At 46.7% G+C, this 15,574-nt stretch carries 13 protein-coding genes; 11 read left to right on the top strand and 2 right to left on the bottom strand.

The window, feature by feature from the left end:
* Positions 1 to 60 precede the first annotated feature (60 nt).
* The 3 genes from GH808_RS00255 to GH808_RS00245 are packed head-to-tail and all read left to right on the top strand — an operon-like array spanning position 61 to position 1,830.
* Complete coding sequence (locus GH808_RS00255) at positions 61 to 840, top strand: DUF362 domain-containing protein (protein WP_186840796.1); 780 nt, start codon at positions 61 to 63, stop codon at positions 838 to 840.
* Positions 837 to 1,187 (top strand): DUF362 domain-containing protein, encoded by a 351-nt coding sequence (locus GH808_RS00250; protein ID WP_186840795.1) that lies wholly within the window; start codon positions 837 to 839, stop codon positions 1,185 to 1,187. The genes GH808_RS00255 and GH808_RS00250 overlap by 4 nt, the downstream gene beginning before the upstream one ends.
* Positions 1,188 to 1,233: 46 nt before the next feature.
* On the top strand, positions 1,234 to 1,830 hold the full coding sequence (locus GH808_RS00245) for a protein-L-isoaspartate(D-aspartate) O-methyltransferase (protein ID WP_243166038.1): 597 nt from the start codon (positions 1,234 to 1,236) through the stop codon (positions 1,828 to 1,830).
* 44 nt (positions 1,831 to 1,874) lie between these two features.
* Here the strand turns inward: GH808_RS00245 and GH808_RS00240 are convergent, their stop codons facing one another.
* Both GH808_RS00240 and GH808_RS00235 read right to left on the bottom strand, forming a co-directional pair.
* Positions 1,875 to 2,951 carry a GerMN domain-containing protein gene (locus GH808_RS00240; RefSeq protein WP_186840793.1) on the bottom strand — a complete coding sequence of 359 codons (1,077 nt, stop codon included), beginning with the start codon at positions 2,949 to 2,951 and terminating at the stop codon, positions 1,875 to 1,877.
* A gap of 60 nt (positions 2,952 to 3,011) precedes the next feature.
* Positions 3,012 to 3,710: an MBL fold metallo-hydrolase gene (locus GH808_RS00235; RefSeq protein WP_186840792.1), complete on the bottom strand. Its 699-nt coding sequence runs from the start codon at positions 3,708 to 3,710 to the stop codon at positions 3,012 to 3,014.
* A 277-nt stretch (positions 3,711 to 3,987) separates the two neighbouring features.
* On the opposite strand from GH808_RS00235, the gene GH808_RS00230 reads away from it, so the two are divergent.
* The 8 genes from GH808_RS00230 to purD all read left to right on the top strand — a co-directional run bounded on the left by GH808_RS00230 (position 3,988) and on the right by purD (position 15,470).
* Positions 3,988 to 7,710 (top strand): phosphoribosylformylglycinamidine synthase, encoded by a 3,723-nt coding sequence (locus GH808_RS00230; protein ID WP_186840791.1) that lies wholly within the window; start codon positions 3,988 to 3,990, stop codon positions 7,708 to 7,710.
* Positions 7,711 to 7,926: 216 nt separating this feature from the next.
* Positions 7,927 to 8,421 carry a 5-(carboxyamino)imidazole ribonucleotide mutase gene (gene purE / locus GH808_RS00225; protein ID WP_186840790.1) on the top strand — a complete coding sequence of 165 codons (495 nt, stop codon included), beginning with the start codon at positions 7,927 to 7,929 and terminating at the stop codon, positions 8,419 to 8,421.
* Between the two features lie 84 nt (positions 8,422 to 8,505).
* Entirely contained in the window at positions 8,506 to 9,213 is a 708-nt protein-coding gene (purC, locus tag GH808_RS00220) for a phosphoribosylaminoimidazolesuccinocarboxamide synthase (protein ID WP_186840789.1), read from the top strand.
* Positions 9,214 to 9,315: 102 nt separating this feature from the next.
* Positions 9,316 to 10,704 (top strand): amidophosphoribosyltransferase, encoded by a 1,389-nt coding sequence (gene purF, locus GH808_RS00215; RefSeq protein WP_186840788.1) that lies wholly within the window; start codon positions 9,316 to 9,318, stop codon positions 10,702 to 10,704.
* A 27-nt stretch (positions 10,705 to 10,731) separates the two neighbouring features.
* Positions 10,732 to 11,778: a phosphoribosylformylglycinamidine cyclo-ligase gene (gene purM / locus GH808_RS00210; RefSeq protein WP_186840998.1), complete on the top strand. Its 1,047-nt coding sequence runs from the start codon at positions 10,732 to 10,734 to the stop codon at positions 11,776 to 11,778.
* On the top strand, positions 11,769 to 12,401 hold the full coding sequence (gene purN, locus GH808_RS00205; protein WP_186840787.1) for a phosphoribosylglycinamide formyltransferase: 633 nt from the start codon (positions 11,769 to 11,771) through the stop codon (positions 12,399 to 12,401). Before purM ends, purN begins: the two co-directional genes overlap by 10 nt.
* A 226-nt stretch (positions 12,402 to 12,627) precedes the next feature.
* Entirely contained in the window at positions 12,628 to 14,160 is a 1,533-nt protein-coding gene (gene purH / locus GH808_RS00200; protein WP_186840786.1) for a bifunctional phosphoribosylaminoimidazolecarboxamide formyltransferase/IMP cyclohydrolase, read from the top strand.
* Between the two features lie 53 nt (positions 14,161 to 14,213).
* Positions 14,214 to 15,470: a phosphoribosylamine--glycine ligase gene (gene purD / locus GH808_RS00195; RefSeq protein ID WP_186840785.1), complete on the top strand. Its 1,257-nt coding sequence runs from the start codon at positions 14,214 to 14,216 to the stop codon at positions 15,468 to 15,470.
* Positions 15,471 to 15,574 lie beyond the last annotated feature (104 nt).

The following is a 15,574-nucleotide window of genomic DNA, read 5'->3' as shown; positions in this document are numbered from 1 at the left end:
TAAATGTCCGGATGAAAATCGGAAACGTAAATAACGAAATAAGATTGAGGGGGTGATGACTTGGAAACGGTAGCGGCAGTCGAATGTCAGTCCTATAATGAAGAAGAAGTCTATCTGGCCGTAAAAAAAGCAATTGAACAGAGTGGATTCATGATACCTGAAAATATCACCGTACTGATCAAGCCCAATATTATGACTCAGAACCGACCCAATCAGCACACCGTCACGCATTACACCGTTGTCAGTGCTCTGTGTCAGATATTAAAGGAACAAAAGTGTCGGATTATCATTGGGGAATCCAGTGCTTTCTACCAGAATGGCCTTACCAGAAAGGCCTTTGTGATGTCAGGCATGGACAAGGTGGCCGAAAAATTCGATGCGAAACTGATCGCGTTTGAAGAAGAACCGTTGATCAGAAGCGAAAGGAATCTGAAAGGTCTCACAGAAATTTATGTGCCGGGGATTCTTCTTGCTGTCGATATGGTCATCAATGTCGGCAAACTTAAAACCCATGGCTCGTTGCGTTTGGCTGGAGCGATAAAAAATATCTATGGCTGTCTGCCGGGGGGATACAAGCAGAAAATCCATCGTCTGACAAAAAATGAATTTGAGCTTTCGGATGTATTCATCGATCTGCATCATCTTATCAAACCGTCCTTGTCAATTATGGACGCAATTGTCAGTCTTGACGGGGGACCGACAGCTTTGGGGCGGCCGGTCAGGACATCACGAATTTTTGCCTCAACCAACGCGGCAGCGCTGGACGTGATAGCCGCCAGAATGATTGGCTATCAACCGGAAGAACTGCCTATCCTGATCGAAGCAAAAAAAGAGGCATGATTGATAGTTTTGAAGACATCGAAGTTTTGGGCAGTTATGAATCAGTCCCGTTCAAAAAGCTGGTGAAGAAGGATCTTCACAGAGCGTTCAATAAAAACAGCATTTTCGTCAAGGATACTTATGTCGAGCTGGCTATTTCATCATCGCGCTGCAAAATCTGCGAAATCTGTATCAGCTCCTGTCCGGTTGGCGCCATCACGGAGAAAGCCGGACAGATTCAACTGGACACAGCCAGCTGCATTAGCTGTTATTATTGCTTGTCGGTCTGCCCGGAAAAGGCAATTCGAATCAAACCATCGTTTATGAACAAACTGATCCGGGGAATAAGATGGATTGCCCAAATTTAGCAGTGGGAACAGCACTAAAAAAATAGGAATGAAAGTGAGAGTAAAAATGGATTACGCGGAACTAGTCGGATTCTATAATAATCTTGACCGGTCATATTTTATCGATAACGACATGAAAGGCTTTGCATCGATTGACAGTCCGCTCCCAATCGGCTACGGACAAACCATTTCCCAGCCCAGTCTGGTGCTGCAAATGACCCGGCTGTTAAATCCGGACAAAAGCTGCAAAGTCCTGGAGATCGGGACGGGCTCAGGCTACCAGACCGCCCTGCTGGCTGAATTCTCCCGCGAAGTTTATACTGTTGAACGGATCAAAGAGCTGGCGGCGAAGGCAAAAGAACGGCTGGCTGGACTTGGATATACCAATGTTTTTCTTAAAATTGGGGACGGAAGCAAAGGCTGGCCGGAAAACGCCCCCTATGACCGGATCATGGTAACGGCAGCGGCAGGAAGCATTCCCACCGATCTTCTGGACCAATTGGCCAACGGCGGCAGGATGATCATACCCATCGGTCCGGAAAGCCTCCAGGAACTTCAGCTCATCAGCAAAGATGATGGCGAAATCATTATCCAACCCGTAGGATTGGTGCGATTCGTTGAAATGAAGGGAAAGTACGGCTGGTCATCATCGAAAAACGAGTAATGCAAGCAGAAATTCAGATCTCCACAAACGCACGGCTGCCATTATCAATCCAAGGGCAGAGTAGCTCCCGGCTTGACTTCCAGATATTCGCCTTTTTCAAGAAAAATATGGCCAGACGAGTAAGGCTCATTGTCAATGGTTAGAATGACTTTCTGGACATTGTAATAATTGCCAAAGGTATTGGCGATGCATTGCAGCATCATCGACTCATAACCAGCTCCGGCGTTCATTTCGGTAATAAAATCACCGCTTAAGTCGAGGTAGACCATGCCATCGTCATTCAGGTACAGGCTGTTAATTCGGGTGTTCGGAGAAAACACCGTCGATGGAGCATTTTCTTTGTATGCATCTTCTAAAACCTTCCGGGTGACATCATTTGTATGAAAATTGATTTTTTTCGACAGATAAGAAATCGTATCTTCATCTGGGTTGGGAAAATAAAAGTTGATGGTTTGAGTCATTGCCGCATTTTCCTGTATTTCCTTGAGAGACGAGCTAATTTCAGCTTCCTTAGTTTCCCCATACAGAAATACCGTTTTTACAAGGCCCACATCCCTGGCATAGTAGTGAACGGTTTTTTCAGACGGATCATTCGGATTTTCGGTGGTGACTTCAATGGCCTGATAATTGCCGGAAGGTGTCGCTATATTGGCAGAAATACTCGTGATGGTTCGAACACTGGCGTCATCCAGGATCCAGGTTGTTCCCACGACAAGCGGTTCCATCAGCAGAATTTCAGGCTGGTTTTCCATTTCAAGAAAATTCTGCCGATAATAGGTCTCCGCCTGTGAAAATTGTTTGACGAGCTTCCCGTCCTTCACCTGCAGTACCTCGATCTTTTCTGTTCCGCCATTATTGATCCGTTGCTGAACGATGTTACCCGATGTATATTCATTATATACATCGTAGGTGGCAAACTCGTTGCCCTGACCCTCATATAAAGTTCGGATATTGTCTTTAATTGGAAAATAATCTTCAATCAGAAACATGGCGTCTTCTTCAGCTGATCCGCTGTCACCATCAGTGTCTGATTTGCCATTTTCGTTTGACTTTGTCCAGCTGCATCCTGTAGAAAATAATAAAAGTATAACAATTAAAACCGCCAATAATAAGCTCTTCATTTTTATACCTCCGAATGATTTATTTCTATCTCTCAGTTAAACCGTTCAGCGTGCTTAGATCTATTCTTCTTCTGACCAGGTGTTCACAATCTTTTCATTCCGGGCAGTGAATTCCGGAATAATGGTTTTTGTGTTGCCGATCTTATCTTTGAATCGTTTGATGATGTCAAAGTCATCCCGAAAATGCATGGGAATCATGACCTTGGGATGGAAAGTTTCAATAAAATACTGTCCGGCTTTGTAGAACGAATCGCCCAATCTCGGATCGACGGGAATAAAAGCAAATTCCATCGGGAGACCTTTTATTTTCTCAAGCTCAGCCTTGAAATCTTTTTCTTCCTGGTCAGTATCGATTTGCGGTTTGAGCTGGGTGTCCCAATCCCACCAGTTCAAATCGCCGGCATGGAAAATGCGGTGCTGGTTAGTGGCGATGTAAAAGGACAACCCCTGGTCGGTTGTACCAAATGTTCTGATATCCATACCGCCCAGTGACAGATGCTGGTAAGGCGCGATGGTATGGGTGTGGTGGGTGGACACCTTGGGAATATCGTCGCTTAAGATAAAAGTGGGATGGTAGACCCGGTCAGTCGTGAAAATATCGGTTGAGTAATGATCGCCGTGGCCATGGGTTACAAAAAAATAGTGGGGGATGTTCTTGCGCAGCAGACTGTTTGGAATATGGGTGAAACAGTCGAAAATCAGGGTCTTGTCATCGAACTGAATCAGAAAGCCGCTATGATGTAAGTGATAAATTTTCATCTTGTACCTCTTTCGTTAATTGCATTTTTTCCTGGGTATTATATGGCTGTAGGCTATTATACAGCAATGATACCCAAATTTAATTTAATTATAACGCTAATTACCATAACTCGGATAAAAATAATGAGTTTTACAAGGCGTTTTCAAGATCAGTTCACTCATAAAAGTGAGCAGTTTTCATGGAATTAAAAAAAATAATCCGAACGTTATAAATTATATTGAAATAATCGTTCGGAAATAGTAAAATAATACTATCATTAAAAAAGGTGGAAAAATTGTGATAAAACGAATTTTTGTAGAAAAAAAAGAAAAATTTGAAGTTGAAGCCAAGGCACTGACACAAACATTTCAGAGAATTTTAAAAATTCGAAACCTGAAATCCATGCGTATTCTGTATCGTTACGATGTGGAAGGGGTTGAAGAAAAATTATTTGAGCAGGTGATCAGCACCATTTTATCGGAACCCAATGTAGATACAGTGACAGAGAACACCTTCCCGAAAGGGGATGGAGATAAAATCTTCGGTATTTCATTTCTGCCGGGTCAATATGACCAGCACGCAGATTCTGCAATACAATGCATTCAAATCGTTTCCGGAGAACGGACGCTTGTTAAAGTTGCAAAAATTGTTGTACTCACAGGAGACATCACGCAAAAAGAATTTGACAGCATCAAACATTATATGATTAATCCGGTCGATTCGCAGGAAGCAAAACTTGAACCGTTTTGCACCCTTGTTGACGAAATCCGCGAGCCAAAGGATATTGCGCCGTTGGACGCTTTTATTGAGCTTGATGAAGATGAATTGGAAGCTTATCGTGTGGCGAATGGATTTGCCATGACCACCGAGGACATTGCTTTTGTCCAGCACTATTTTAATAATGAAGAAAAACGGAATCCGACCATTACAGAATTGAAAGTAATTGATACTTATTGGTCGGATCATTGTCGTCATACGACTTTTTCAACCCAGATACAGAAGGTGGAATTTCTGGGAAATGACGCCGTCACTAAGGAAATGAAGCTGGCGTATGCGGATTACTGCAAAACCAGAGAGGCGCTCTACGGCCAAGACACCAAACGCCCGATGAGCCTGATGGATTTGGCTGTCATCGGCACGAAAGTGCTGAAAGAACAGGGCCGCATTCCGGATCTGGATGAATCGGAAGAAATCAATGCCTGCAGCATCAATATGATGGTGGATCATGACGGGGTGGATGAAGAATGGCTGCTGATGTTTAAAAATGAAACCCATAACCATCCGACAGAAATCGAACCTTTTGGTGGCGCGGCAACCTGTTTAGGCGGCGCGATCCGCGATCCGCTTTCCGGACGAAGCTATGTCTATCAGGCCATGCGTGTGACCGGTGCCTGGGATCCGCGGGCGGCCATCGAGGATACCCTGCCCGGCAAATTGCCGCAGCGTAAAATTTCCACAGAGGCGGCCCAGGGATACAGTTCCTACGGAAATCAGATCGGTCTGGCTACCGGCCAGGTTACGGAAGTATACGATCCGGGATTTCTCGCAAAACGAATGGAAGTCGGGGCAGTCATTGCGGCGGCTCCCAAAGAGAATGTCATCCGCGAAGGCCCGGTGCCCGGCGACGTCATCCTGCTGGTGGGCGGACGAACCGGACGAGACGGCTGCGGCGGTGCGACTGGATCATCGAAGGCGCATACGGAAGAATCCATTCTGGAAAGCGGCGCCGAGGTGCAAAAGGGAAATCCCGTTGAGGAACGAAAAATCCAGCGTCTGTTCAGAAACAAAAATCTTGTCACGATGATCAAACGATGCAATGATTTCGGTGCCGGCGGCGTATCCGTTGCCATCGGAGAACTGGCAGACAGTTTGGAAATCGATCTGGACAAAGTGCCTAAAAAATATGAAGGCCTGGACGGAACCGAACTGGCTATTTCCGAATCTCAGGAACGGATGGCGGTTGTGGTTGATCCTAAAGATGTTGATACCTTTATTGCCATGGGACATGCCGAAAATCTGGAGATCACCAGGGTTGCCGTTGTGACGGATACCGGCCGCCTGATCATGAAGTGGCGGGGAGCTGAAATACTCAACATTTCGCGCCGCTTTCTGGAAACAAATGGGGCTCCGCAGTTCATCGATATTTCAGTTGAGCCTCCCCAAGAAGCTTCGATTGCTCCCGATCAAAACCTTTCGTTCAGGAAAAAAATGACTGAAACCCTTCAGGATTTGAATGTCGCCAGCCAGCGTGGTCTGGTGGAAATGTTCGACTCCACGATCGGAGCCGGTTCAGTAACCATGCCATACGGCGGAAAAAACGCACTGTCGCCGATGGATGGAATGGTTGCAAAAATTCCCGTCATTCATGGGGATACCACCACCTGCAGCATGATGACCTTTGGCTATAATCCCAAAGTTGCCAAAAACAGTCCGTTTTTGGGCGGAATGATGGGCGTCGTCGAGTCACTGTCAAAACTGGTTGCCATCGGCGGCGACTACAATAAAGCGAGACTCAGTTTTCAGGAATACTTCGAACGATTGGGGAAAGAACCGGTAAAATGGGGACGCCCTTTTGCCGCTCTGCTCGGTGCTTATCGCGTTCAGACTGCGATGGGGACGCCGGCGATCGGTGGAAAAGACAGCATGTCCGGAAGTTTTGAGGATTTAACCGTACCGCCGACTCTGATTTCTTTTGCGGTGGCGACGGCGCGGGTGGATGATGTCATCACCAGTGAACTTAAATCCACGGAATCACTGCTGCAGCTGTTTACCCTGCCAGTGGATGAAAACGGCGTTCTGTCTTTGACCGGCGTCAAAGCGGTTTACGATGTCATCATCAAAGCCAACAAAAGCGGAAAAATCCTGAGTGCGAAAACCATCGGAACCGGCGGACTGGCTGAGGCAATTGCAAAAATGGCCTTTGGCAACGGCATTGGCGTGACGCTGAATGACCGCATCGATCCGAAGTTTATCTTCGAACCGCATTATGGCAGCATTCTTGTGGAAAGCTTTGAAATTCTGGACGGGGCAACACCGATCGGAAAAACAAATCCAACCGGAACAATCGTTTATGGGCAGGACCGACTGGATGTCGCCGAACTGGCCGAAATCTGGGAAGCACCGCTTCGCAGCGTTTATCCTGAAAAAGCGGATGTCACCGGCGAAGTGAAAACCCTGAGTTTTAAAACGACACCCGTTGTCTACGCCAGAGACAAGATTGCTTCGCCACAGGTGTTTATTCCGGTTTTCCCGGGAACCAACTGCGAATACGACAGTGCGAAGGCCTTTGAGAATGCCGGCGCGAAACCGGTCGTTTCGATTTTCAGAAATCAGTCGGCACAGGATATCACGGATTCCATCGATGAGATGGTGAATAACATAAAAGCGTCGCAGATGATCATGATTCCCGGTGGATTCAGTGCCGGCGATCAGCCAAACGGATCAGGCAAATTCATCGCTTCAGTTTTCAGAAATCCGAAGATGATGGAGGCGGTCATGGATTTGCTCAATCATCGCGACGGTCTGATGCTCGGTATCTGCAACGGCTTCCAGGCCCTGATCAAACTGGGACTGGTTCCCAATGGCGAAATCTGTGAGATAACCCCGGAGATGCCGACGTTGACTTTCAACACCATCGGACGCCATGTCTCGACGATTCCGATGACCCGGATCAGTTCCAATCTGTCGCCATGGCTGGCCAATACAGCAGTTGGCGATATTCACCGTATGCCAATGTCCCACGGGGAAGGGCGTTTTGTGGCGAATGACGAAGTGATGAAAAAACTGATTGAGAACGGCCAGATTGCTACCCAATATGTTGACTTCTGCAAAGAAGCGACGCTTGACGGTAAATTCAATCCCAACGGTTCCGTTTATGCGGTTGAAGGCATCACCAGTCTCGATGGACGTGTTTTGGGAAAAATGGGCCATTCGGAACGTATCGGAAAGAGTCTGTACAAGAACATCCCCGGAAACATGGATCAGCAGATTTTCAGAGCCGGCGTCAATTACTTTAAATAAAAGATCAACCTAGTCTGTTTAGGTGTTTGCGGAACGAACGTTAGCTTCGCTGCCGGTTTGCGCGAATCAATGTGTACACTGTACGGCGGACAGTTCTTCGAACTGTTCGCCTACACGTTACCAAATTGATTGCGAAAACCGCCATCAAAGCACTTCTGTTCGTGCTTTATGTATTTCGTAATTATCTAAGAAATTTCAAACCAGAAGGAGAAAAAAATGGACACACCTAAAGTTGCTGTTATTATGGGAAGCGATTCCGATTTTGACGTGGTAAAAAAATGTCTGATTGCTTTGGAACGATTTGACATCGAGTATGATGTTCAGGTTATTTCAGCCCACAGAAATCCGCAACAGATTTTTGAATATGCGAGCACAGCCGAAGAACGCGGCATTGAAGTGATCATCGGGGCAGCAGGAAAAGCCGCCCATCTGCCCGGAATCATTGCCGGAATCACACCCCTGCCTGTCATCGGCATTCCGATTCAGACCTCTTTTCAGGGCGGACTGGATTCATTGCTGTCCATCGTTCAAATGCCGTCCGGGGTCCCGGTGGCAACGGTGGCTGTGAATGGGGCTGAAAATGCCGGCATTCTGGCTGCTCAAATCCTGTCGATCAAATATCCGGAAATCCGCAAAAAAATGAAAGCTTTTAAGATTCAGCTCAACGATGAAGTGATTGCAAAAAACGAAAAGATTCAGGAAATTCTATAATACATGGTTCATTTCAGTGCTTGCGGGCACGTGTAATAAAGTATTCACATCAAAAATATTCAAAAGAGAATTAAGGAGATTAAGATGGAAAAGTTAGAACAACTGTACGAAGGCAAGGCTAAAAAAGTTTTTAAAACCGAAGATCCAAACGAATTCATCATCGCGTACAAGGATGACGCAACCGCATTCAACGGCGAGAAAAAAGGCAGCATTATGGGAAAAGGGGTGATCAACAACAAGATGACCGAACTGATTTTCACGATGCTGGCAGAAAAAGGCATCCCGACACATTTCATCAAACTTTTATCGGATTCGGAGCAGCTGGTTAAGGCGGTAACCATCTTCCCTCTGGAAGTCATCATCCGCAACACGGCAGCCGGTTCGGTCTGCAAGCGTCTTGGCCTGGAAGAAGGAAAGAAGCTGAAAACCCCGATTTTCGAATTCTGCTACAAGAATGATGATTTCGGTGATCCGATGATCAACGATTCCCATATTATTGCCATGGAGCTTGCCACCGCAAAAGAAATTGAAACCATCCGGGACATGACGTATAAAATAAACGACATCTTAAAACCTTATTTCTTTGAAAAAGGCATCAACCTCATCGACTTCAAAATCGAATTCGGCAAGACCAATGATGGTCAGATTGTGCTGGCGGACGAGATCTCGCCCGACACCTGCCGTTTCTGGGATGTGAACACCAACGAGAAACTGGACAAGGATCGTTTCCGAAGAGATCTTGGCAATGTTGAAGGTGCCTATGTAGAAATGTTAAAACGGGTTCAGTCATAAATTTCACGCATCTTTTAAACACCTGTTTTGGAAACAAATGGTTGAAAAAATAATGATTAGGGTAAAAAATTCATTAGAATACCTGGAGGAAACAACACACCAATGTTAAATGATAAATTTCATGATGAATGTGGAATAATGGGGGCTTATCTCAAATCCAAAGAGAATAACTGTGCTTCTTATATTTATTACGGCCTTTACGCACTTCAACACCGAGGACAGGAAAGTGCCGGTATTTCAGTAAACAGAGACGGTAAAATTCAAACACACAAAGAAGTTGGACTGGTCAGTGAGGCCTTCAAAAACGGCGCTCTGAAACAGATGAAAGGGAACATCGGCATCGGCCATGTGCGTTATTCAACATCAGGAGATGAAGGGGTAACCAATGCACAGCCGTTGACCGTTAATCACAGCACCGGCCAGATTGCCCTGGCACATAACGGTAATCTGATCAATGATAATGCCCTGCGTGAGATGCTTGAAGACTCCGGTGTCGTTTTCCAGACCACCATTGATACGGAAGTCATGGTTAATATTATCGCCAGAGGCCTGCGCCACGGGATGATCGAAGCCATTCAGCGTATGGTCGAAATCATCAAGGGGGCGTATGCCCTGGTCATCACTATGGGAGACAAATTGGTGGGTGTCCGTGATCCCTATGGTTTACGTCCGCTCTGCATCGGAAAAAAGGATGATGATTATTTCCTGACCTCTGAAAGCTGTGCCCTGGATGGAATCGGTGCGGAACTGATTCGCGATGTTGAACCTGGTGAAATTGTGGTCATCGACGAAAATGGCCTGACAAGTTATGGACAAAACAACTGGGTCAAGAAGAAAGCCTGTATTTTCGAACTGATTTACTTTGCCCGTCCGGATTCAGTCATGGATGAAACTTCCGTTTATGCGGCACGTCATAAGGCGGGAGAAATCCTGGCGAAGGAGAATCCCGTTGATGCAGATATCGTCATTGGAGTGCCGGATTCGGGTATTCCAGCGGCAATCGGATACGCCGAAGCGTCCGGGATTCCCTACGGTGTCGGATTGATTAAGAATAAATACATCGGCCGGACTTTTATTCAGCCGAATCAGAAACTTAGAGAAGAAGGGGTACGAATCAAGCTTAATCCTTTAAAAGAATGTGTTCAGGGTAAACGCGTCATCATTATTGATGACTCCATTGTCCGGGGAACGACATCCAAACGTTTGGTTGATATCCTTAAACAGGCCGGAGCAAAGGAAGTCCACTTCCGTGTGACCAGTCCGCCAGTTGCCCATACCTGTCATTTCGGGATTGATACACCGCGCCGGAAATATCTCATCGGTGCCAAGAAGACCGTTGCAGAAATACAGGAAATACTGGGTGCGGATTCTCTGGCCTACATTTCACTTGAAGGGCTGACGGAATCTGTTGGCGGAAAAACAACCTTCTGCAGAGCCTGCTTTGACGGGGAATACCCCATGGAAGTACCCATTTTACAAGCCAACGAATAGAAAAAACAACAATAATTGGAGGAAATGATGTCAGATAAACAGATAAAAACAGATGCATACCGCGAATCAGGAGTGGATGTGGAAGCCGGTTACGAGTCCGTCAAGCTGATGAAAGCAGACGTTCAACGCACCTTTAATGCCCAGGTTCTGTCTCACCTGGGTGGATTCGGAGGCTTATTTGAGCTTCCGGCAGGCTATCAGAAACCGGTCCTGGTATCCGGAACCGATGGCGTTGGCACGAAATTAAAACTTGCATTCATGATGGATCAGCATGATACCATTGGGATTGACTGTGTAGCCATGTGCGTGAACGACATTTTATGCCAGGGAGCAAAACCGCTCTTCTTTTTGGACTACATCGCCTGCGGCAAAAACTATCCTGAAAAAATAGCAACCATCGTCAAAGGGATCAGTGAAGGCTGTATCCAGGGGGGAATGGCGTTAATCGGCGGGGAAACTGCTGAAATGCCGGACATGTATGATCTTGATGAATACGATCTGGCCGGCTTTGCTGTCGGCATTGTTGAAAAGGACGATATTGTTACCGGCGCCGGTATTGCTGAAGGCGATGTTCTTGTCGGACTGCCTTCCTCCGGAACGCACAGCAATGGTTTTTCGCTGGTCCGAAAAGTATTGTTTAAAGACCTGTCCCTGGATGTGACCACTTATGTGGAAGATTTGGGCATGACGCTGGGCGAAGCACTTTTAACACCGACCCGCATCTATGTGAAGGCGTTATCTGATTTAATCAAACCCTGCGGTGTCAAAGGGATGAGCCATATTACCGGCGGCGGATTCTATGAAAACATCCCGCGCATGATTCCCGATGGACTATGCGCCAAGGTCGATGCCAAAGTCATCAAGCCACTGCCGATTTTTGATTTCATCCAGGCGGCTGGAAAAATACCGGCTGAAAGCATGTATGCTACCTTCAATATGGGTATTGGTCTTGTGGCTGTCTTACCAGCCGGCAAGGTTGATGAATTCATTTCCGGACTGGAAAAGAAGGGTGAAAAACCGGTTGTTCTTGGTTCAATTATCAAGGGAGAGGAAAAAATCGATTTATGTCTGTAAAACCGTTGAAAAAGATCGGGGTTCTGGTTTCTGGCGGCGGCACCAATTTTCAGTCGCTGATTGATTCCGTTCATCAGAAATACGGAGAAATCGTCGTGGTCATTTCCAACAATCGCAATGCCTTCGGCTTAAAACGCGGAGAAGCGGCGGGAATACCGGCCGTTGCCCTGAATCCGAAAGGTTATGCATCCAATGCGGAATTTGATGCAAAAATCATCGAAGTGCTGCAGGGCTATGGGGTGGATTTGGTCGTGCTGGCGGGTTATATGAAAATCGTCACACCGACATTCGTAAAAGCCTATCCCAATGCCATCATGAACATCCATCCGGCTCTGATTCCCTCATTTTGCGGGGCAGGCTTTTATGGCATGCATGTCCATGAGGCGGTAATTGATTACGGCGTGAAGGTCACCGGTGCGACAGTTCATTTTGTCAATGAAATTGCGGACGGCGGCCCCATCATCGCCCAGGAAACCGTCAAGGTCGCCGATGATGACACGCCGGATTCGATCCAAAAGAAGGTGCTAAAAGTTGAACACACCCTTTTGCCGGCAGCGGTAAAAGCTTTCTGTCTCGATGAACTGGTTGTTGACGGACGGATCGTAAAAAAACGTTTGGTATAGAAAAACGGTAACTTGTTAAAGTAATTTATAGGTCACTGCGAAAAATGCTAAAGACACGAACAAAAGTTGTTTCGATGTCGGTTTTCGCAACCAATTTGGTAACGTGTAGGCGAACTGTTCGAAGAACTGTCCGCCGTACAGTGTACACATTGGTTCGCGCAAACCGGCAGCGAAACTTATGGCAGTTTCGCAAATATCTAAAAGTAATTTAATTTTGGAGGAAAAAATGAGAGCATTGTTGAGTGTATCAGATAAAAGCGGAATTGTGGAATTTGCCCAAAAATTGGCTGACATGGGATGGGAAATCCTCTCAACCGGAGGAACTGCGAAAGCCCTGAGAGAAGCCGGACTTGCCATCACAGGTGTTTCGGAAGTCACCGGATTTCCGGAGTGTCTGGATGGACGAGTTAAAACGCTGCATCCTAAAATTCACGGCGGAATTTTAGGAATCCGAAATAACCCCAGCCATCAGAAACAAATGAAAGATTTGGATATCACCCCCATCGATTTGCTAGTCATCAATCTTTATCCCTTTAAAAACACCATCCTGAAAGAAGGGGTTGCTTTTGAAGAGGCCATTGAAAATATCGACATTGGCGGACCGACGATGCTTCGTTCCGCAGCAAAAAATTTCAACGATGTCACGGTCGTTGTCGATCCGGCAGATTACGCTTTGGTTCTATCGGAACTGGAAGCAGACGGCAAAACAACCTTTGAAACACGATACAGCCTGGCCCTTAAGGTCTTCGAAACAACTTCCAATTATGATACAATGATTGCCGATTACCTGAGAAAAAGAGTGGCCGGCGAAGTGCTCAACGACACCATCACGATGACATTCGAAAAAGTTCAGGATATGCGATACGGCGAAAATCCTCACCAGAATGCCGCTTTCTACGGTGAAGTCGTTCCGGTGAAAGGCGCTTTGACCTCAGCCAGACAGCTGCAGGGAAAAGAGCTTTCATACAATAATATCAACGACACCAACGGCGCTCTGGAAATTCTGAAGGAATACGGCGATGCAGAACCGACGATTGTCGCTGTCAAGCATGCAAACCCTTGCGGCATCGCCAGCGATCCCGAAATTTCGGTGGCATATAAAAAAGCTTATGAAAGCGATCCGGTCTCCATCTACGGCGGAATCATCGCCTCAAACCGCGAAATCGATGCGGTAACAGCCAGTGAAATGGTGAAAATATTCCTTGAAATTATCGTGGCACCCGGCTTTTCCAAAGAAGCGCAGGAGATTTTGGCGGCGAAAAAGAATCTGCGATTATTGGAACTTGCTGACATCACCTACAGTGAACCGGGTTATGAAATGAAAAAAGTTCTCGGCGGGCTGCTGGTTCAGGAACGGGATACCCAGCTATACAACGAATTGAAAGTGGTAACCAAACGTCAGCCGACGCCGGAAGAAATGGTGGATCTGCTGTTTGCCTGGAAAGCGGTTAAAAATACTAAATCCAATGCAATCAGCCTGGCCAAGAATAAATGCATGGTCGGCAACGGCCCGGGACAGGTCAACCGTATCGGCGCTCTGGAAATTGCCATCGGTTTGGCCGGCGATACTGTAAAAGGCTCGGTGATGGCATCGGATGCTTTCTTCCCATATGATGATTGCGTCAAAGCAGCTGCAGCGGCAGGGATTACTGCCATTATTCAACCGGGTGGTGCGGGAAGAGATGAGGATTCCATCAAGGCCTGTGACGAGGCCGGAATCGCGATGATCTTTACCGGCATGCGACATTTCAAACACTGATTAATGACGGCATCAAGGCATAATCAAAAATTCATATATTGAGGGAGAGACAGATGAAAATACTGATGATCGGATCCGGCGGACGGGAACATGTGCTGACCTGGAAATTAGCGCAGAGTCCAAAGGTTGACAAAATATATGCCATTCCGGGTAACGGCGGAATGGCTGAACTGGCGGAATGTGTGGACTTATCCGGGGAAGATATTCCCGGTTGTCTTGCCTTTGCAAAAGAACATGACATCGATCTGACTGTCGTCGGTCCAGAAGTGCCGCTGGTCATGGGGATGGCGGATGCTTTTAAGGCGGAAGGCCTGAAAGTTTTTGGCCCCAACAAACAGTGCGCCCAGTTTGAAGGCAGCAAGGCCTTCACCAAGGAATTTCTTTTCAGACACAACATTCCGACGGCTGCTTATAAAGAATACACCGAATACGATGAAATCATCAAAGATCTGGGCATCTATGGTTATCCCATGGTCATCAAGGCCGATGGCCTGGCTGCCGGTAAAGGTGTTCTTATCGTCGAAAATGAGCAGGATGCCCGCGAAGGCATGGAAATGATCATGAAAAAGAAAGAATTCGGGGAAGCCGGAGACAAGGTGGTGATTGAAGAATTTCTCACCGGTCAGGAAGCTTCCATGCTCTGCTTTGTGGATGGAAAAACCATTGTCCCGATGGAAAGCGCCCAGGATTACAAACGTGCCTTTGACAACGATGAGGGTCTGAATACCGGTGGAATGGGGACCTATTCGCCCAATGTGTTATTCGCGGATGAAAAGCTGAACAAACGGATTAAAGCTGAAATCCTCGATCCCATCATCAACGGCTTCATCGCTGATGACATGGATTTCAGGGGAATTCTGTTCATCGGTCTGATGATCGAAAACGGCGTGCCGAAAGTGCTTGAGTTCAATGTACGCTTCGGTGATCCGGAAGCCCAAAGTGTGCTGATGCGGATGGAATCGGATCTGGTCGATATCATGGATGCTGTCATTGACGGAAAACTGGCCGAATGCGAAATTAAATGGAGCAAAAAAGAAGCTGTAACCGTGGTGCTTGCTTCTGGCGGGTATCCGGGTTCCTATGAAAAAGGAAAAGTCATCACCGGCATCGAAGATGTTAAGGACTGTGTCGTTTTTCACGCCGGAACAAAACTGGTTAACGGTAAGCTTCTGACCAATGGGGGCCGTGTGCTTTGCGTAACGGCGCTCGGTGAAAGCCGTGAGGCAGCCCGCAAAACCGTTTATGACAACATCGGCAAGATTCACTTTGAAGGGGTACAATACCGCTCGGATATTGCAAAGTTTAATTAGAATAGTATTTTAATCCAGGACCGACCAATTGTTAATCGATTGTTGGGACGGCATTAGTGCTTTGCAGACTGTTTAAAACCCATTAATTTAAGAAATTAATGGGT

It is taken from the genome of Acetobacterium fimetarium (assembly GCF_014284475.1).
Lineage (GTDB): Bacteria > Bacillota > Clostridia > Eubacteriales > Eubacteriaceae > Acetobacterium > Acetobacterium fimetarium.
Note: the sequence above shows the minus strand (reverse complement) of the source record. Positions and strands in the feature narration are given on the sequence as shown.